The sequence below is a fragment of the Shinella sp. Sh6 genome, from assembly GCF_055392685.1.
Genome location: NZ_AP044006.1, coordinates 414,336 through 432,708 on the forward strand (window position 1 = coordinate 414,336; position 18,373 = coordinate 432,708).

The following is an 18,373-nucleotide window of genomic DNA, read 5'->3' on the forward strand; positions in this document are numbered from 1 at the left end:
TTAACATTCCGGTTGGTTCTGCAAGTCGAAATGCATGGCCGACGGGATATCTAATATCAGGTTTCTGCGATCTCAAGTTCGGCGGTGAAAGTGCATCCGCTGTGACCGTCGAAGGAAAAGGTCCCGTTCAATTGTTTGACTACGCCTCGGATAAGGCGGCTGCCCATACCCTGGCGTGCATTTTCCGGATCAAAGCCCACGCCGTCGTCATGGACGATGAGACAGACCCGACGCCCGACAAGATGCTTGAGAGTAATCGATATCCGCCCAGGGCGCCCGTCGGGAAAGGCATACTTCAGACTGTTCGTCAGCACTTCATTGGTCAGCAGGGCTAGTGGCGTTGCATTGTCGGTCGACACGGCGATATCGTCGATACCATAGTCCACCTCGACTGGCGATCCATAGGCGCTCATCAGCTTTTCGCCAATCGAGACCAATAGTTCGCGCGCGCAAAGACGGGAAAACTCGTCGTGACGATAAATTTGCTCGTGGACGGCGGCCATGGCCGCGATCCGGTCGGTGAGGGATTGTTGTATATCCGCCGGCAGGCGCTGGAGCTGGATGACGCTCTGAACCGCCTGTAGGTTGTTCTTCACGCGGTGGTGAATTTCCCGCAGCAGCAATTGGTTGTCGGAAAGGGCATTGCGCAGCAATTCCGATTGGGTCGCATCGCGACGGCGCAAATGCCCAATCCATCCACCTGCGGCAAGGAGCCCGATGCCGGCAAAGACAAGGACGGCGGCGGCCACTGTTACGTCCCGCCAGAACTGCTGGATGCCGAAATCATACCCTGTCGAGGCGATGGCGACCAGCCCCGTGCCCGCAACGGTACGGTAGGCAACGATACGGTGAGCGCCATCGACCGGTGAGATCGCCTCGTAAGTCCCGTCGGGCGCCTTGAGCAGGTAATCGGTGAACAGGATGTATTTGCTCATGTCGAGCGGACCGTCGGCTGGCGGATAGCGGGCGACAAGCTGACCATCGGATCGGGCGAAGCTGACAGTGGAGTTGGGGCCGAGATCCACCGCTTCCCAGGCGTTCGCGAGCACCTCTACCTCAAAGGAGACCACCGCTGCGCCGGCGAACTGCCCGTTGCGTTCGAGTCTGCGGCTGAAGGCGAAAATCTGATGGCCGTTGAGGCGGCTGATCAGCAGGCTTGAAACATATTCCCTGGCACCTTTCGCCAATTCCGCGAAATACGGCCGATCAACAATGCTGATCGGCTTTATCAATGGGTCGGTCGAGTAAAGTGTCAGGCCCTTGCCATCCACCACGTAGGCCTTCACCTGACCGGGCAGATCCGCCACGGCCTCGTTGATGTTGCGCACCTTTGTGGAGACTCCGGGTGTGATGCTGTCCCCCAATGTCTCGTCGATCCGCTGCAAGGCCTGGCGGGCGAGGGAATCGAGCAACGCAACATTCGTTGCGACGATCTTCGACGCCGCGCTGGCTCGCTCCTCGGCGCGCCGCATAGTGTCTTGGTAACTCGTGTAGAGCCAGAGCCCGAGCAGCAGGAGCAGCGAGAAGAACATCGCGGCGATGATCATCGCCGCCGCTTTCGCCAGCGTGAAATGGACGTTAGGCCCTCGCAGCACCGTCCTGCCTCCCCAATACAATCCCTAAATCTTAGCGAGGGCCGATGATGTGTCCAGCCGCTTCGGATGACGTGCGATCCTGGCCGTCATGGCTGTGGCGTGCGCCTTTCTTTCATGGCCCGGCGAATGGCGTCCTCGAGTTGACGCTCACCGAACGGTTTCGACAGGCGTAGCAGGTCGGCCTGTGCTTGGCAGGGCAGTTCCGAATAGCCGGTAGCAAGGATGATGGGAATGTGCGGCCAGCGCTCGTGGACAATTTCGGCGAGTTGCGAGCCCGTCATCTGAGGCATGGCCTGGTCGGTGACGATGAGGTCTATCGAATGGTCGGCCAGGAGGGCGAGAGCTTTGGTTCCGGATCCGGCCTCAAAGACGGCGTGACCCATATCCTCCAGCATCATGACGGTATTCATAAGAACGAGTGGATCGTCGTCAACGGCAATGACCGACAAGATCTTCGCTGTCGGCGAGACTGGTGTATCCACCGTCTCCTCCCGTGTCTCTTTTTCTGTTATTTCGATGGTCGGCAGCCAGAGTTCGGCCGTCGTTCCACGGCCCGGTTGCGAATGAAGCACGAGCTTGCCCCGTGACTGTGCCATCAGACCCTGCACCATGGAAAGCCCAAGACCGGTTCCTTTCCCGATGCCCTTTGTCGTAAAGAAAGGTGAGGGTGCATTCCTGAGTGTCTCCAGGTCCATACCCTGTCCTTCATCCTTCACGCAAAGACAGAGATGAGCCTTATCCTGCAATTCCGGATGCTTCTCTGTTCCACCGGTCTCCAGCCGTGCGCCAATAAGAAGACGTCCCCCTTCCGGCATAGCGTCGCGGGCGTTGATCGCAAGGTTGATGATCGCATTGGTCATCTGGTTCGGATCGGTACGGACCGGCGGCAAGCCGGCGGGGAAATCCGTTTCGATAACGACCGTAGGCCCGATGGACCTTTGCAGCATATCTTGGATGCCATGTACGAGGTCCCCCAGGTCGACAGGCTCGAAATTGAGTTCCTGCCGCCGTGAGAAGGCCAGCAGCCGCTGTATAAGAGATGCACCACGCTGTGTTGCCTGAAGGGCGTTTTCGACGAGTGGCTGGGCTTCGGTGGGAAGGGAAACGCGGCGCTTCAGCAGTTCGAGGCTTGCTTGTATCGCCATTAGAAGATTGTTGAAGTCATGGGCGATGCCGCCGGTCAGCTGGCCAAGCGCCTCCATCTTCTGCGCCTGGAAGAGTTCTTCCCTCGCCAGTTCGAGTGCCTCCTGCGCCTCGCGCTTTTCTGTTATGTCGCGGGTAATCTTGGCGAAGCCGATTAATTCGCCGCTCTCGCTCCGGATTGCGTCGATGATGGCATTGGCCCAAAAACGTGTGCCGTCCTTGCGAAGCCGCCAGCCTTCGGATTCGTAGCGGCCTTCCTGCCGAGCCGTCTCCAGTGCGTGGCTTGGAAGACCATCGAGCCTGTCCTGTTCGAGAAAGAAGCGCGAGAAATGCTGGCCGATTATCTCGTCCGGCCGATAGCCCTTTATGTGCTCTGCGCCGGCATTCCAGCTGGAGACATTTCCATCTGCGTCCATCATATAGAGCGCATAGTCCAATACGCCCTCCACAAGAAGGCGGAACTGCTGCTCAGCCTTGAGTAGCCGCTCTTGCGCCCTCCTGCTTCCGGTTAGGTCGCGGGTGATGTGGGCGAAGCCGATAAGTTCGCCGTCCTGGTCACGAATGGGATCGATGACGACATGTGCCCAGAACTCGGATCCGTCCTTGCGCATCCTCCTGCCTTCGCCCTCGAATCGCCCTTCTTCCGCTGCCTGGTTCAGGGCACGCATTGGCAGACCGTCATCTTGGTCCGCCGCCACATAGAATCGTGAAAAATGCGAGCCAACGACCTCATCCGCCGTATAGCCTTTGTGCCGGTTTGCTCCGGCACTCCAACTCAAGATGTTGCCCGTTGGATCGAGCATATAGATTGCGTAGCTTGCAATTGCATCGACAAGCATCTTGTACCTGTCTTCACCGGCAAGAGCGGTTGTCTTCATCCTGTCCATATCTGTCCCCAACTGCAACGAGCGCAAACGCATGACCGGCCATGCCCAACTCCCGACTCGACGCAGCCAAAGCGAATCAAACGGATCACGAACAAATTTGTTCCGAGTCGAAAAGAATCGGAAATCAATAACTTAGGGCTGTTCATCCTTACCGATGCGAGTCACGAATATGCCTTTGATTCGCTGCATCTTTTTCGCGTGACTATGCGTTCTTCCTGACTGCAGCCCGTAAGGAGAATGCCATGACCAAGCGTGAACTCATCGATACCGGAACCGACAAGCGTTATGTTCGTCGTGACGAGAAGGGCCAGTTCAAGGAAAGTGTCGGCGTTAGCCGATCCTTGTCCGCTGATCGCCGGCAGAAGGCCAAGAACCAGTCCAAACCGGGCGAAGGTGATCGCGGTGACCGGCACACCAAGCACTAAGACCGATCGCCCTCCGTCATCGTGGCGGGCGAGGCAATGATGGCTGACGATGTCGAAGATGGCGGCGAGTATGCGGCCGTCTCTTTTCCATTCGACCGCATGACGGTTCAGCGGTTTCGCGAGGCGTTTCCGCGCGCCCGCTGGAGCGACCGGCGAAGGGCCTGGATCGTGCCCGGCAAGACCGCGCATCGGCGTATCGATCGCTGGCTGGCCAAGGAAGAGTCTCGTGTTGACCCGTATGCCGATGCGAAGGGGAGGGATGCCTTTGCCTTTGAGCCGATCCTCAGCATCTACCTTAGTGTTGACAGGGAAGGGTTTCGCATCAAGACGCCCTATTCGCGCAAGCTGGTCGAAGAAATCCGCCAGGTGCCTTTCGCCCGCTGGGACGGCGACCACAAGGTCTGGCGGGTGCCTTTCGCCTCCTATGACGATCTGCTCCACCATTGGCACGCCATCGAGACGGAAGCACAGCGGTGTGAGCCTGAGGAACGGCGCAAGCGGGCGGAGGCACGCAAGGGGACCGACGCGGAAAGAAACGCCCGCCGCCGGGCGGCCGAGCGCAAGCGTCGGCGTATCCCGCTGCCCGCCGACGATCTGCCTCCGGCGGACCGACCGATTGCGACGGCATCGTACGGGATCGTCATCGCCAGCGATATCACCGGCGAGTTGGTCGAGGACGAAGACATCGCCGACCTCTATCCTGATGTCCTTGACGATCACGTTTGGGGAATTTGGCGAACACCTTCGCTGGAAGAGCTGGTCCAGACCTGGCCGGCGAAAAGGGAACCGGACGAGTATGAGCGTCGACGCGGCTGGTGGCTGCCGACCCTCAATGAACTGCGTGAGGCACGGCGAACCGCGAGGGCCCGCGAGCGCCGGGTTTCGCAGCAGCCGTCCGTTTGATCTCAATCCGATGGTGGCTCGATCTCGGTCATGACGGGTGCATGGTCGCTGGTGTGCTCCCAGCCCCGTGGGCCACGCCGGACGCTCGCCTTCCGAAGCCAGGGCGCCAGCGCCGGGCTGAGGAGGAAATGATCGATGGCAGGCCCGCGTCACGTTCGAAGGAGTTCCGCCAGTATTTCCAGAAGGTGTAGATCCGTTCCTTCGGATAGAAATGGCGGATGGCGTCGGTCCAGCCTTGGGCGACGAGATCGGAGTAGGCTTTCCTGACCTCGGGGCGCAACAGCGCGTCGTCGCGCCAGCGCTCCGGCGCATAGACGTCGAGGTCGGTCGGCATGACATTGAAATCGCCGATCAGCGCCACTGGAAGGTCGAGTGACAGCAGTTCAGCCGCATAGGTCTGAAACCGCTCGAACCAGCGCAGCTTGTAGTCGAATTTCGGGCCGGGCGCAGGATTGCCGTTCGGCAGGTAAAAGCAGCCGACCACGATGCCGTCGACGACGGCCTCGATATAGCGGCTTTGGCTGTCGTCCGGATCGCCCGGCAGGCCGCGTCGCGTCAGGAACGGCGTTGCTTCCCTGGCGAGGATAGCTACGCCGTTCCAGCTTTTCTGTCCATGCCAAACCGCTTCATAACCCGCGCGCTGAAGCTCACACCGTGGAAAGCGCTCGTCCGGCGATTTGAGTTCCTGCAGGAAGACGATGTCGGGCGCATCGTCCTCCAGCCATCGCAGAAGGACGGGAAGGCGACCGTTGATGCCGTTGACGTTGTAGGTGGCGATCTTCACGCGAAGCCCTCGGAGTTTCAAGTGTTCTGGCCACGCAGAAGCTCCAATGTGCGCTTATCTGGCGCGCCTCCGAAATAGCGTCCCAGGGCATCCCGAAACCGCGCGTTCTCGTGGTTCGAAGCGGCGTCGAATAACGTCATGGAGGATCGGAACTTCAGATCGTCGGGCGAGCCGAAGACCTCATGGGCTGATAGGTCGTGATGAGCGAGGACTGCATCGGTCACCCGTGCCAGCCGATCTGCCAGGATCGGGTGACCGAGATAGGCCCGGGCCTCTTCCAGCGAGGCGATCCCATAAAATTCTGCCGTCGGCGACCGGCCAAGGGCGCGCAGCTGCGGGAAGATGAACCAGATCCAATGGGTCTGCTTGCGGCCGGCACGTAACTCGGCGAGGGCGGTGGTGAAGACAAGCTCCTGGGCGGCGACAAACCGCTTAAGTTGGAAAGGATCGCCCATTGTCATCGACAGGTCCGCCTGCAGGATTACCCGAACAGATAGCGCGTCCCGAAAGCGCGGCAAGATGGTGGTCGTGCCGAATGCCGCGATATGCCATTGCAAAGAATTCAGGCAATCTTTCCTTTGCTCGAGATGATGACGCGGCCGAAATCATAGTGGCGAACCGGTGCGGCTACGCTACCCCATGTGCGAGGGCCTATGTTGCGGTCGCGCGGGCAAGGCGATGGACATTGGTGCGTCAACCCACCATTGTTGCTCGCACCAACTTCTCCGCTGCGCAACCTGGTCACCGTGCCCGCTTCATATCGAATGGCTGGTTTTCAGTCGCGAGTGTCGAAGCGCGTGACCTTGCCATCCTGTAAGCGGAAGACGTGTGTGACCGTCTTGTCCTTCAGCCCATGTGCTTGACCTTCGAGCGGTTTGCCTTCGAGATCCAGGACGGACTGCCGGACCTCTGCAAGGATTGCACCGTCCGCTGCCTTGCAGAACGTCAACGGCTCGACATGCGGGCTGACGACCGTCCATTGACGCGTCTAATACTCTCTGACTGCCTTGCGGCCGTGAACATGGCCGCCATCCATGCCATTTGCCCAGGCCACGTCTTCGGCAAGGACTGCCAGGACGCCGTCAATGTTCCGCGCGTTAAAGCTGTCGTACATGCGCTTCACAAGCGCGATTTCGCTTTCCACTACAGCCCATCCTTTTCTGGTGCGATGAACGCGGCTCGCTGCCGTTGCCAACCGTGGTCGCGCGTTGTATTGTCACCTATGTATCAATATAGGTGCCTATGCAAGAGGCGAAATGAAATTGGACGTATTGGCAAGCCCGGGACATCTGGTCGGCTTGGCCGCGCGAGGCTTCGCGCGTCTGAGCGAAGCGAGGCTAAAACCGTTGGGCTTCGGTGTTGGATATCTGCCGGCTCTGGTGGCGCTGAAGGACGGTCGGGCGCACACGCAGCGGGATCTGGCTCGGTTTGTCAGGATCGAGCAGCCCTCAATGGCGCAAATGATGGTTCGGATGGAAAGGGATGGACTGATCAGGCGATCGCCCGATCCGTCCGACGGCCGCAGCAGCCGCATTGCCTTAACGGACACCGCTCTTGCCCGTCTGCCCGATGCCTGCGCCGCCTTGTTCCAAGGCAACCGCGACGCGCTCGACGGCTTCACGACGGAGGAAACCACCCAGTTCATCGTTTTGCTCGATCGCCTGATTGCAAACCTCGATCGGCTTGGAGCCGAAGCATCCGTAGCGCGGGAATCATGATCTAGCCCGCTCTGGCATCGTGAGTGGAATCTGGAAACGTTCGGCGCGCGGCAACTGCCAAACCCAGGACATCCCCGACATAGTCCAACAAGAGCAATTCGAGCAATCCCGGTATAACAGGCTTAACGCGCGCTGGCGATCAGTGAGCGAAATTGCGCCGCCACATCGGAATTTGCGGGACTATAGACCATCATCTTGAGGTCGGATCGGCCCTCGACCGCAAAAGTCGAGAACTCCAGCTCGATCGCTCCCAGTTCAGCGTGGTGAAGGCGCTTGATGCCATCGCGCGTGGCCGCGATCTCGTTGTCGGCCCACATCGCCTTGAAGTCTGGGCTACTGGCTGAGAGCTCGTCGACGAGCTTGCGGATTTCTGCCCCCGCGCCGGCGCGCGCGGCGTCGGCTCGGAACGCACCGACGACATAACGGGCAACGTTGTGCCAATCGTCCTGCGCGGCACGCACGCGCTCGTCGGAAAACATCATGCGCAGGATGTTGCGCCCCCCTATCGGCAGCTTTTCATAATCGGTCAGAATGACGGTCGCGGCCCTGTTCCACGCCACCACATCCCATGTCGCGGTTCGAATGATGGCGGGGCTGAAGGGTATGGCATCCAGCACATGCTGTAGCCGTGGCGTGATGGATTCCTGCTGATGGTAGCGCGGTTCGGGAGGATGGCCGAAGGCGAGGATGTGGAGGTGATCGCGCTCGGGCTCGGTCAGCATCAACCCCCTTGCGATGCGATCGAGCACATCGGCAGATGGCGCTCCGCCCCGGCCTTGCTCCAGCCAGGTGTACCAGGTCGGGCTTATATTGGCGCGCTGGGCGACCTCTTCCCGGCGCAGGCCCGGCGTCCGTCGTCGTCCTGCCTCGAAGCCGAACGCGACTGGATCGAGGCGCATGCGCCGGTCACGCAGGAATGTGCCGAGCCCATTTTCGGGAATGCTCTCGCTCATGCGATCCCATTAATGATTATACTAGGATAAACTCACTACTTTAACAGGATAATTTTTCATGAGATCGCTTGCTTCGTCAATGCAGGAGATTCAGCATGCGTATTTTTCTCACCGGTGCCACCGGATTCATAGGATCGCGTATCCTCGGTGAACTGCTCGCCGCTCATCATGACGTGATCGGCCTCACCCGTTCCGAAACAGGCGCGAAGGCTCTGGCGAATGCCGGCGCCGCCGCTCACCTGGGAACGCTTGAAGATCCGGCAACCCTGGCCAAAGGGGCCGAGAATGCCGATGCTGTCATTCACACGGCGTTCGACCACGACTTTACCAATTTCCTCGCCAATTGCGAAAAGGATCGCCAAGTCATCACCGCTCTCGGATCGGTTCTCAAGGGTTCGGATCGGCCGCTGCTCATCACCTCGGGCGTCGGCATCGGCGATCCGGGCAATGGCGAACTCGCGCGCGAGGACGTCTTTGACGCCCATCATTTCAATCCCCGCATTGCCTCTGAACTGGCCGGACAGGAACAGCTCGAGGCGGGCATCAACCTCGGCGTCGTCCGACTGCCGCAGGTGCATGACACCGCCAGGCAGGGCCTCGTCTCGTACTATATCGAATTGGCCCGCCAGAAGGGCGTCGCCGCCTATGTCGCGCAAGGCGCCAACCGCTGGGCCGCCGGCCATGTGGATGACGTGGCCAAGCTCTATGTTCTGGCGATCGATCGTGCCGAGCCCGGCGCTCGCTATCACGCCGTGGCCGAAGAGGGAATTGCCGCGCGCGACATCGCCCAAACCGTCGCGACCGGCCTCGGTCTAGCTGCCGTCTCGATCCCGCAAGGCGAGGCGGAAGACCATTTCGGCTGGTTCGCTATGTTCGCGTCGGCAAACATCACGGCTTCGAGCGTGCAAACGCGGGAAAAGCTGCGCTGGACGCCTAAGGGGCCGACCCTGCTGGATGACCTAAGCGCAATGGACTATTCGGCGAGATAGGTCTGAACCCCCAAGGCAGCTTTTCCGGGCTGCAATTCACACCTCAAAAGAGCGCCTTGGACTGCCCCACCGGTGCACCTAGATCTCGAACTGGAGTTGACCGGCGGATCCGTTCGCGGCCTCGCCGGTGAACGACGACAGCGTGACGCCGAGGAGGCGGATCCCTTTCGCCGTCGGGAACAGGGGATCGAGAAGTGCCTGGACCGTCGCCACGACCTCGCCGGCCGAGCCGAACGGGGAGGCTTCGGTCCTGCTCCGCGTGATGATCTGAAAGTCGGCATACTTCACCTTCAAGGTGACGGATCGGCCGTAAAGGTTCTTCGCCTCGCAATGCCGCCAGACCTTGTCGACCAGCGGGGTGATTTCCGCACGCGCTGCATCCAGATCGACGATATCCGTCATGAAGGTGTCTTCGGCGCCGACGGATTTTCGCTCCCGATTGGTTCGGATCGGGCGATCGTCGATGCCGCGGGAGATATTGTAGTACCAGGCGCCAGACTTTCCGAAATGCTCCTGCAGGAAGGCGAGCGACTTTTCCCTGAGATCGGCGCCGGTCAGGATGCCGAGCCGCTCCATCTTGGCGGCGGTCGCAGGCCCCACGCCATGGAACTTCTTGACCGCCAGTCCCTCGACAAAAGTCGGCCCATGCTTAGGCGTGATGACCGCCTGACCGTTCGGCTTGTTGAGGTCGGAAGCCATCTTGGCGAGAAACTTGCAGTAGGAAATCCCGGCGGAGGCATTCAGCCCGGTGACATCCTTGATGCGGGCGCGAATCCTCGTGGCAATCTCCGTCGCAATCGCAATGCCCTGCTTGTTGTCGGTGACATCGAGATAGGCTTCATCGAGCGACAAGGGCTCGATCAGATCGGTATGCTCGGCGAAAATCGCATGGATCTGCGATGAAACCGCACGATAGACGTCGAAGCGCGGCGGAACGAAGATCAAATCCGGACAGCGCCGCTTGGCGGTGATCGATGGCAGGGCGGATCGCACACCGAAAGCGCGTGCCTCATAGCTTGCCGCCGCCACGACGCCGCGGGCGGCTGCGCCGCCGACAGCAACGGGTTTGCCCCGCAGCTCGGGACTATCGCGCTGTTCGACGGAGGCATAAAACGCATCCATGTCCACATGGATGATGCGCCGGACCCGATCTTCGCGATCCGGTTTCTGCGCCTCGATCTCGGCCGAAGTGACGGGCTGCATGGCTCATTTCCACATCGATCGCATCCGCGCACCGATATCGACGCGAACCTGGCGGTCGCTTTGCTCGCTCGCAGTGGCCGACGCCTTCGGCCAGCTTGCCATCTCGAAAAATTGCAAGAGGGTGGCCGGTATGAAGCGGGTCCGCGACGCATAGACATGACGGTCACCCTTGGCGTTCTGGCCGTGCGAAAAGAAGCGCTGCGGCGTGATCAGCGTGAGGCTGTCGCGCGCCCGGGTCATGCCGACATAAAGGAGGCGTCGCTCTTCTTCGATCTCGGCTGTGGTGCCGGCGCCAAGATCGGAGGGAATGCAGCCGTCGATGACATTGAGCATGAAGACGGAACGCCATTCCTGTCCCTTGGCCGAATGGATAGTCGAGAGGATCAGATAGTCCTCATCCAGCAGCGGCACCCCGGCCTGGTCGCTGGTCGCATCCGGCGGGTCAAGGGTCAGTTCGGTCAGGAACCGCTCGCGGCTCGCATAGCCGCTGGCGATCTGTTCGAGCTGCAAGAGGTCGTCCTTGCGGGTGTCCGCGTCCTCGTGGATGCGATCGAGATGCGGGTCGTACCACATCCGAACCGTGCCGATCTCCGCCGGCCAGCCCGCTTCGCCCTTTCGCAGCGCCGTGACCAGCGTCACGAAGGCGCCCCAGTCGTCGCCGGTCTTGGCCGGCGGCGGGATTTCGGCGAGCGACTGCAGCGGCTCGGGGTCGGCGGCAATCGTGTCGAGGATCTTGCCGGCCGTTTGCGGCCCGATGCCGGGCAACAGTTTCAGCACCCGAAAGCCGGCAACGCGGTCGCGCGGATTCTGCGCGAACCGCATGACCGCCAGCATGTCTTTGACGTGCGCGGCGTCCAAAAACTTGAGCCCGCCGAACTTTACGAACGGGATGTTTCGTCGCGTGAGCTCGATTTCCAGCGCGTTGCTGTGGCTCGAGGTTCGAAACAGCACCGCTTGCTGTTTCAGCGCCATGCCGATCTCGCGGTTGGCCAACACCTGCTCGACGATATAGGCGGCCTGGTCGATCTCGTCCTTGACCGTCACCAGCATCGGCCGTTGCTCCGAGGCGCGGTCGGTCCAGAGGTTTTTCGTGTAGCGCTCCCGTGCGAGTTCGATGACGGCATTGGCGGCAGCCAGGATCGGCTGGGTCGAGCGGTAGTTGCGGTCGAGCGTGATGACGTCTGCCGGCTTGGGTGAGAATTCCTGCGGGAAATCCAGGATGTTTCGGATGGTTGCCGCACGGAAGGAATAGATCGATTGCGCGTCGTCGCCGACAACAGTCAGGCCGCGGCCGCCGGGCGCGAGAGACATCAGGATCGACGCCTGCAGGCGATTGGTGTCCTGGTATTCATCGACAAGGATGTGGTCGAAACGGTTGCCGACGTCCTCGGCCAGCTCGGGCTCTGAAACCATCTGCGCCCAGTAGAGCAACAAGTCATCGTAGTCCAGAACGTTCTGCGCCTGCTTGGCTTCAACGTAGGCGGCGAAGAGCTGCTTCAGCTCCTCTTCCCATTCCAGCACCCACGGATACGAGGACTTCAAGATGTCCTTGAGCGAAGCCTCGGAATTGACGACGCGGGAATAGATCGCAATGCAGGTGCTTTTGGTGGGGAACCGGCTCTGCTTGGCGGAAAAGCCCAACTCATGCCGGACGAGGTTCATCAGGTCGGCGCTGTCCTCGCGGTCGTGGATGGTGAAATCGACGCTGAGACCGATCTGCTCGGCATACATCCTCAAGAGCCGAGCGCCGATACCATGGAACGTACCGGCCCAGGCCAGCGCGTCGGTCATGATGGCGGCATTGTCGCCCAGCACTTGGCGGCAGATGCGCTGCACCCGGCGCGCCATCTCGGATGCCGCACGGCGGGAAAACGTCATCAGCAGGATCCGCCGCGGATCGGCGCCATTGACGATCAGATGTGCGACGCGGTGCGCCAGCGTATTGGTCTTGCCGCTGCCCGCGCCGGCGATGATCAGCAGCGGTCCGCCGATTTTTCCGTCCGGCAGGCCAATGCCGTGCTCGACCGCCTCGCGCTGCCGGTCGTTGAGTTTTTCGAGATGCGCCGCCGCCATTTGTCCCCAGACACCATAAGAAAATTTCCCTGACCCTCCTATTGCCGGATATCTCCTTGATGCAGCTAAGGGATTCGTTTCAACGACTTAGCCGAGGGGCGGTTTCCGGAGCGGAGGCCCGATTGACTCAGTTGGGCAATCGGAACAAATAATGAACATATCAGCTTAAAGAACCGCTGGAAACCCTGAAGGAGCAACAATTCTGCCGTGGCCAAACCTGCCTTCAATCCCGTGCTGGCAGAGCTTCGCGAGCGCATCGAGCAGCTTGAAGGCGGCTCGCAGCGCGCAAGGCAGGTCCTGCCTTTCGGCGTCGCCGAGGTCGATCGGGCACTGCCGGGGGGAGGGCTTGCCTTCGGGGCGCTGCACGAGGTCGCCGGCGGCGGGGGAGGGACCGTCGATGGAGCCGCGGCGGCGCTGTTCGTTGCCGGCATCGCCGCCCGATCACGAGGCAAGGTTCTTTGGTGCATGACGCGCCCGGACCTGTTTTTTCCTGCGGTCGCCCAGGCCGGGCTCCATCCGGATCGCGTCGTCTTCTGTGAAAGCGACCGCGAAGAGGAGGCGCTGTCGGCGATGGAGGAGGGATTGTCCTTCGGCGGACTTGCAGCCGTGGTCGGCGAACTTGTCCGTCTGCCGATGACCGCCTCGCGGCGCCTACAGCTGGCGGCGGAAAAGACCGGCGCCATGGGCATCGTGCTACGGCGATGGCGACGTCAGAACGAGGCGTCGGATTATGGGCAGCCGACGGCCTCGACGACGCGATGGCGCATCAGCACCCTGCCGTCGGAAAGACTACCTGTTGCCGGCGTCGGGAGGGCGCGCTGGCTCGCAGAACTGATGCGCGTGAAAGCCGGCGAATGTGCCGAATTTGAAATTGGAGCCCCCGATGCCCAGGGTCGTATCGATCTACTTCCCACAACTCGCGACGGAGCGGATCAGACGGCACGCTGGCGAAGCCTTGCCGGCTGACAAGCCACTGGTCGTCATTGCCCGCCGCGGATCGAAGCGATGGATCTCCGCCGCCGATCCCGCCGCATTGAAGCTCGGCCTGCGCATCGGCATGGCCGCCAGCAAGGCGCAGGCCATGGTCGCCGATCTTCTCATGGTCGATGCGGCTCCGGCCGAGGATGCGGCCGCACTCGAACGGCTGGCGCTCTGGGCGCTCCGGCAATATAGCCCGGTTGTCGCGGTCGATGGTGCCGACGGTCTCGTCATTGATACGGAAGGTGCTGATCACCTGCACGGCGGCGAAGCGCTGCTCGTATCGGGCCTCGTCAATATGCTGCGCGGCCGCGGGCTGACGGCGCGCGCCGCCGTCGCCGACACCTGGGGCGCGGCGCATGCGCTCGCCCGGCTGCTGGCGGCGGAAACGACCGTCGTGCCGGTGGGTGACGTAACGAAAGCCGTCATCGACCTGCCGATCGTCGCCCTGCGACTGCCGGCGGAGATCGTCCAGGACCTGCGTGTTCTCGGCATCGATACGGTCGGCCAACTCTCGGCCATGCCACGTGCGCCGCTGACGTTGCGGTTCGGGCCGGAGCCCGCGCGCCGGCTGGATCAGATGTTTGGCCGCATCGCCGAACCGATCGAGCCGATCCGCACGCCGGAACTTGTCGAGGTCGCCAAGAATTTTGCCGAGCCCATCGGTGCGCCGGAGACCATCGCCAAATATGTCCGCCGGCTGGTTGGCCAGCTCTCGGCCCGTCTCGCCGAAGACGGTCTTGGCGCGCGGCGCTGCGATCTCTTCGTGCATCGCGTCGATAATACGCGTCAGCATCTCCGTGCCGGCCTTGCCAAGCCGGTCCGCGATCCCGCGCGCCTGTCAAAACTGCTCTGCGACCGCATCGAGACGATCGATCCCGGTTTCGGCATCGAGAAGCTGGTGCTGGTCGCCGTCTTTGCCGAGCCGCTGGAGGAACGTCAGGTCGCTTCCTCGCTGATCGAGGAGGAGGTCGCCGACATCACCCCGCTGGTCGACATTCTCGGCAATCGCGGCCTCCGGCTGTTCCGCGTAGCGCCCGTCGCTTCCGACGTGCCGGAGCGATCGGTCCGGCGCATCGCGGCGACCGCGCCCGACATCGGCCAGGCCTGGGCGGTGAAATGGCCGCGGCCGACGCGGCTCTTCGCAAACCCTGAACGCATTGAGGTCATCGCGCTCCTGCCGGACCAGCCGCCAGCGATATTTACCTGGCGCGGCAAGCGCCGGAAGGTCGTGCGCGCCGATGGCCCGGAACGGATTTTTGGCGAATGGTGGCGCCGGCCGCGCGAGTTCCAGGCGGTCAGGGATTATTTCGTGGTCGAGGACGAGCTTGGCGAGCGTTACTGGGTCTATCGCGCCGGCGACGGCATCGATCCGGAGACCGGCTCGCATCTGTGGTTCGTGCATGGGGTGTTCGGATGACACGTTATGCCGAGCTTCAGGTTACGACGCATTTTTCGTTCCTGCGCGGAGCATCCAGCGCCGATGAACTGTTTGCCACAGCGGCCGCACTCGGCATCGATGCGCTCGGCGTGGTCGACCGCAATAGCCTCGCCGGCATCGTACGCGCCTGGGAGGCGGCCAAGGCGACCGGCATTCGGCTTGTCGTCGGTTGCCGGCTCGACCTGACCGACGGCATGTCGATCCTCGTCTATCCCATGGATCGCCCGGCCTATTCGCGGCTGACGCGGCTGCTGTCGCTCGGCAAGAGCCGAGGCGGCAAGGGAAACTGCCTGATCGATTTTGTGGATGTTGCCGAACACGCCGCCGGCATGATCGGCATCCTTGTGCCAGACGAAGCCGATGAGATCTGCGCCGTCCAGCTTCGCAAGATGGCCGATCTATTCGGGGATCGGGCCTATGTCAGCCTGTGCCTGCGCCGCCGGCCGAACGACCGCATGCGCCTGCATGGCATTGCCACCATGGCCGCCCGCGCAAAAGTGAGGACGGTCGTCACCAACGATGTGCTGTTTCATGAGCCGAGCCGTCGGCAGCTGCAGGATGTCGTGACCTGCATCCGCACTCGCACGACAATCGATGATGTCGGCTTCGACCGCGAGCGTCATGCCGATCGCTTTCTCAAGGCGCCGGAGGAGATGCACCGGCTGTTTGCCGAATACCCGGAAGCGCTCGCCCGCGGACGCGAGATTGTCGAGCGATGCAAGTTTGATCTGAAGGAACTGCAGTACCAGTACCCGGAGGAGGCCATCGTCCCCGGTCTCGATCCGCAGCAATCGCTGGTCAAGTTCGTCTGGGAAGGTGCCGCGGTTCGTTATCCGGAGAGCGTTCCCGACAAGGTGCGGAAAACCCTGCGCGATGAGCTCGAACTGATCCGGACGATGAACTATGCGCCCTATTTTCTGACGGTTTTCTCGATCGTCCGTTTCGCGCGATCGAAGGGCATTCTTTGCCAGGGCAGGGGCTCGGCCGCCAATTCGGCCGTCTGCTACTGTCTCGGCGTCACCTCCATCGATCCCGACACCAACGACCTTCTCTTCGAACGCTTCATCTCCCAGGAACGGGACGAACCGCCCGATATCGACGTCGATTTTGAACATGAGAGGCGCGAGGAGGTCATCCAGTGGATCTACAACACCTACGGTCGCAGCAAGGCGGCGCTCTGCTCGACCGTAACTCGCTATCGCGCGAAAGGCGCATTGCGTGACGTCGGCAAGGCGCTCGGTCTGCCCGAAGACATGATCGGCCAGCTATCGTCGGGCGTCTGGGGCTGGTCGGAAGGGGTCTCAGAGCGCCAGATCCGGGAGAACAACCTCAACGCCGCCGACTACCGGCTGAAGCTGACGCTGGAACTGGCGCAGCAGCTGATGGGTGCGCCGCGCCATCTCGGCCAGCATCCCGGTGGCTTCGTCTTGACCCATGACCGACTCGACGATCTCGTGCCGATCGAGCCGGCGCGCATGGACGATCGCCAGGTCATCGAATGGGACAAGGACGATATGGAGGCGCTGAAATTCATGAAGGTCGACGTGCTGGCGCTCGGCATGCTGACCTGCATGGCCAAGGCTTTCGCGCTGATGGCAGAGCACAAAGGTGAGGTTTGGGATCTCGCGTCCATTCCTTCCGAAGATTCCCGCACCTATGCGATGATCCGCAAGGCAGACACGCTCGGCACCTTCCAGATTGAAAGCCGGGCGCAGATGTCGATGCTGCCGCGCCTGAAGCCCCGCACATTTTACGACCTGGTCGTGCAGGTGGCGATTGTCAGACCCGGACCGATCCAGGGCGATATGGTGCATCCCTATCTCCGCCGGCGCGAAGGTAAGGAGCCGGTTGTCTATCCGACACCCGAACTGGAGGCGGTGCTCTCGAAAACCCTCGGTGTCCCGTTATTTCAAGAGTCGGCCATGAAAGTCGCCATGGTCTGCGCCGGGTTTACCGGCGGCGAGGCGGACCAATTGCGGAAATCCATGGCGACCTTCAAGTTCTCCGGCGGCGTCAGCAAGTTCAAGGACAAGCTCGTGGCGGGGATGGTCAACAACGGCTACACGGCCGAGTTTGCCGAGCAGACGTTTTCGCAGCTCGAAGGGTTCGGCTCCTATGGCTTTCCCGAAAGCCATGCCGCCAGCTTTGCGCTCATTGCTTATGCGTCGAGCTGGGTCAAATGCCATCATCCGGATGCGTTTTGCGCGGCCTTACTCAACTCGCAGCCGATGGGATTTTACGCGCCGGCGCAGATTGTGAGGGACGCCGCCCAGCACGGGGTCGAGATCAGGCCGGTCTGCGTCAACGCCTCGCGCTGGGACTGCACGCTCGAGCAAGTTGACGGAAGCCGTCATTGCGCGGTCCGCCTCGGCCTGCGGATGGTGAAGGGGCTCTGGACGGCGGACGCCGCCCGGATCGTTGCGGCGCGCGCCGACGATCCCTTTACCTCGGCCGACGATCTTTGGCGACGGTCGGGCGTTCCTACGGCCGTGCTGGTGAAACTCGCCGAAGCCGACGCCTTCCTGCCGTCACTACGGCTTCAGCGGCGCGACGCGCTATGGGCGATCAAGGGTCTGCGTGACGAGCCGCTTGAGCTTTGGGCCGCGGCCGCCGAGCGCGAAGCGCGCCAGATCGCGGAAATGCAGGAGCCGTCGGTTTCCTTGCCCTCCATGAGGGCAGGGCACGAGGTCGTCGAAGATTACGCCCACACCGGCCTTACCCTTCGCCAGCACCCGGTCGCTTTTCTCCGCAAAGACCTTCGCCAGAAGGGAATGGTCACATGCGCCGAGGCGATGGCCGAGCGTGACGGCCGCTGGCTGATGACCGGCGGCCTGGTGCTCGTTCGCCAGCGCCCCGGCTCAGCCAAGGGCGTTATGTTCCTGACGCTCGAGGACGAAACCGGGATCGTCAATGCGGTGGTCTGGCCGACGCTGTTCGAACGCCAGCGCCGCGTTCTTCTCTCCGCATCGATGATGGCGATCAACGGAAAAATCCAGCGGGAAGGGGACGTCGTCCATCTTGTCGCGCAGCGGCTATTCGATTTGTCGGACGATCTCGGCCGGCTGGGTGAGCGGGACGAGCAGTTTCCCTTGCCTCATGGAAGAGGAGACGAGTTCGCGCACGGCAATGGTGCGCCGGATCCGCGCGAACGGCCGAAGGCGGCGGCGCCCGCACGCGACATATTCGTCCCCGATCTTCTGATCGACCGGCTGAAGGTGAAGAGCCGGAATTTTCACTGATAGCCTGGGGCTCTCCGGCTCAGCGAAGAGCATTTCGCTCCA

General features: G+C 61.7%; 13 protein-coding genes and 2 pseudogenes. 7 read left to right on the forward strand and 8 right to left on the reverse strand.

Annotation, left to right across the window (positions count from 1 at the left end; genetic code table 11):
- Window positions 1-56: 56 nt before the first annotated feature.
- Together ACZ5TO_RS20340 and ACZ5TO_RS20345 are read right to left on the reverse strand one after the other, a co-directional pair.
- Entirely contained in the window at window positions 57-1,547 is a 1,491-nt protein-coding gene (locus tag ACZ5TO_RS20340) for a sensor histidine kinase (RefSeq protein WP_464800460.1), read from the reverse strand.
- 134 nt (window positions 1,548-1,681) lie between these two features.
- Entirely contained in the window at window positions 1,682-3,625 is a 1,944-nt protein-coding gene (locus ACZ5TO_RS20345) for a hybrid sensor histidine kinase/response regulator (protein WP_464800461.1), read from the reverse strand.
- A gap of 242 nt (window positions 3,626-3,867) precedes the next feature.
- Here ACZ5TO_RS20345 and ACZ5TO_RS20350 point away from each other — a divergent pair, with 242 nt between their 5' ends.
- Both ACZ5TO_RS20350 and ACZ5TO_RS20355 read left to right on the forward strand, forming a co-directional pair.
- The gene (locus tag ACZ5TO_RS20350; RefSeq protein ID WP_464800462.1) at window positions 3,868-4,050 is read left to right on the forward strand and encodes a hypothetical protein; all 183 of its coding nucleotides are present in this window, start codon (window positions 3,868-3,870) and stop codon (window positions 4,048-4,050) included.
- Between the two features lie 36 nt (window positions 4,051-4,086).
- Window positions 4,087-4,953, forward strand: coding sequence for a hypothetical protein (locus tag ACZ5TO_RS20355; RefSeq protein ID WP_464800463.1), 867 nt, complete (start codon window positions 4,087-4,089; stop codon window positions 4,951-4,953).
- A gap of 2 nt (window positions 4,954-4,955) precedes the next feature.
- Here the strand turns inward: ACZ5TO_RS20355 and xth are convergent.
- The 3 genes and pseudogenes from xth to ACZ5TO_RS20370 all read right to left on the reverse strand — a co-directional run bounded on the left by xth (window position 4,956) and on the right by ACZ5TO_RS20370 (window position 6,851).
- A pseudogene (gene xth, locus ACZ5TO_RS20360) lies at window positions 4,956-5,737 on the reverse strand (exodeoxyribonuclease III).
- Between the two features lie 17 nt (window positions 5,738-5,754).
- Entirely contained in the window at window positions 5,755-6,192 is a 438-nt protein-coding gene (locus tag ACZ5TO_RS20365; protein WP_464801005.1) for a DUF1810 domain-containing protein, read from the reverse strand.
- A gap of 320 nt (window positions 6,193-6,512) precedes the next feature.
- Window positions 6,513-6,851, reverse strand: a pseudogene (locus tag ACZ5TO_RS20370) (nuclear transport factor 2 family protein).
- A gap of 142 nt (window positions 6,852-6,993) precedes the next feature.
- Between ACZ5TO_RS20370 and ACZ5TO_RS20375 the strand changes: the two are divergent.
- A complete protein-coding gene (locus ACZ5TO_RS20375; RefSeq protein WP_464800464.1) occupies window positions 6,994-7,455 on the forward strand; it encodes a MarR family winged helix-turn-helix transcriptional regulator in 462 nt (153 codons plus the stop codon).
- Window positions 7,456-7,577: 122 nt separating this feature from the next.
- Here the strand turns inward: ACZ5TO_RS20375 and ACZ5TO_RS20380 are convergent, their stop codons facing one another.
- Window positions 7,578-8,408: a helix-turn-helix transcriptional regulator gene (locus ACZ5TO_RS20380; RefSeq protein ID WP_464800465.1), complete on the reverse strand. Its 831-nt coding sequence runs from the start codon at window positions 8,406-8,408 to the stop codon at window positions 7,578-7,580.
- A 95-nt stretch (window positions 8,409-8,503) separates the two neighbouring features.
- Here ACZ5TO_RS20380 and ACZ5TO_RS20385 point away from each other — a divergent pair, with 95 nt between their 5' ends.
- Entirely contained in the window at window positions 8,504-9,397 is an 894-nt protein-coding gene (locus ACZ5TO_RS20385) for an SDR family oxidoreductase (protein ID WP_464800466.1), read from the forward strand.
- A gap of 78 nt (window positions 9,398-9,475) precedes the next feature.
- Here the strand turns inward: ACZ5TO_RS20385 and dinB are convergent, their stop codons facing one another.
- A complete protein-coding gene (gene dinB, locus ACZ5TO_RS20390) occupies window positions 9,476-10,600 on the reverse strand; it encodes a DNA polymerase IV (RefSeq protein WP_464800467.1) in 1,125 nt (374 codons plus the stop codon).
- Between the two features lie 3 nt (window positions 10,601-10,603).
- Entirely contained in the window at window positions 10,604-12,673 is a 2,070-nt protein-coding gene (locus tag ACZ5TO_RS20395; protein WP_464800468.1) for an ATP-dependent helicase, read from the reverse strand.
- Between the two features lie 207 nt (window positions 12,674-12,880).
- Here ACZ5TO_RS20395 and ACZ5TO_RS20400 point away from each other — a divergent pair, with 207 nt between their 5' ends.
- From ACZ5TO_RS20400 to ACZ5TO_RS20410, 3 genes are read left to right on the forward strand one after another with little or no spacing between them, the layout of a single operon-like run.
- Window positions 12,881-13,639 carry an ImuA family protein gene (locus tag ACZ5TO_RS20400; protein WP_464800469.1) on the forward strand — a complete coding sequence of 253 codons (759 nt, stop codon included), beginning with the start codon at window positions 12,881-12,883 and terminating at the stop codon, window positions 13,637-13,639.
- On the forward strand, window positions 13,557-15,071 hold the full coding sequence (locus ACZ5TO_RS20405) for a Y-family DNA polymerase (RefSeq protein WP_464800470.1): 1,515 nt from the start codon (window positions 13,557-13,559) through the stop codon (window positions 15,069-15,071). The genes ACZ5TO_RS20400 and ACZ5TO_RS20405 overlap by 83 nt, the downstream gene beginning before the upstream one ends.
- Window positions 15,068-18,331 carry an error-prone DNA polymerase gene (locus tag ACZ5TO_RS20410; RefSeq protein WP_464800471.1) on the forward strand — a complete coding sequence of 1,088 codons (3,264 nt, stop codon included), beginning with the start codon at window positions 15,068-15,070 and terminating at the stop codon, window positions 18,329-18,331. The genes ACZ5TO_RS20405 and ACZ5TO_RS20410 overlap by 4 nt, the downstream gene beginning before the upstream one ends.
- Window positions 18,332-18,373 lie beyond the last annotated feature (42 nt).

What these genes read in the sequence shown, in the direction of transcription:
- ACZ5TO_RS20345 (WP_464800461.1), bottom strand. Translation starts at nt 3,625, where the DNA reads ATGGACAGGATGAAGACAACCGCTCTTGCCGGTGAAGACAGGTACAAG.
- ACZ5TO_RS20405 (WP_464800470.1), top strand. Translation starts at nt 13,557, where the DNA reads ATGCCCAGGGTCGTATCGATCTACTTCCCACAACTCGCGACGGAGCGG.
- ACZ5TO_RS20385 (WP_464800466.1), top strand. Translation starts at nt 8,504, where the DNA reads ATGCGTATTTTTCTCACCGGTGCCACCGGATTCATAGGATCGCGTATC.
- dinB (WP_464800467.1), bottom strand. Translation starts at nt 10,600, where the DNA reads ATGCAGCCCGTCACTTCGGCCGAGATCGAGGCGCAGAAACCGGATCGC.
- ACZ5TO_RS20365 (WP_464801005.1), bottom strand. Translation starts at nt 6,192, where the DNA reads ATGGGCGATCCTTTCCAACTTAAGCGGTTTGTCGCCGCCCAGGAGCTT.
- ACZ5TO_RS20350 (WP_464800462.1), top strand. Translation starts at nt 3,868, where the DNA reads ATGACCAAGCGTGAACTCATCGATACCGGAACCGACAAGCGTTATGTT.
- ACZ5TO_RS20395 (WP_464800468.1), bottom strand. Translation starts at nt 12,673, where the DNA reads ATGGCGGCGGCGCATCTCGAAAAACTCAACGACCGGCAGCGCGAGGCG.
- ACZ5TO_RS20410 (WP_464800471.1), top strand. Translation starts at nt 15,068, where the DNA reads ATGACACGTTATGCCGAGCTTCAGGTTACGACGCATTTTTCGTTCCTG.
- ACZ5TO_RS20340 (WP_464800460.1), bottom strand. Translation starts at nt 1,547, where the DNA reads ATGATCATCGCCGCGATGTTCTTCTCGCTGCTCCTGCTGCTCGGGCTC.
- ACZ5TO_RS20375 (WP_464800464.1), top strand. Translation starts at nt 6,994, where the DNA reads ATGAAATTGGACGTATTGGCAAGCCCGGGACATCTGGTCGGCTTGGCC.
- ACZ5TO_RS20380 (WP_464800465.1), bottom strand. Translation starts at nt 8,408, where the DNA reads ATGAGCGAGAGCATTCCCGAAAATGGGCTCGGCACATTCCTGCGTGAC.
- ACZ5TO_RS20355 (WP_464800463.1), top strand. Translation starts at nt 4,087, where the DNA reads ATGATGGCTGACGATGTCGAAGATGGCGGCGAGTATGCGGCCGTCTCT.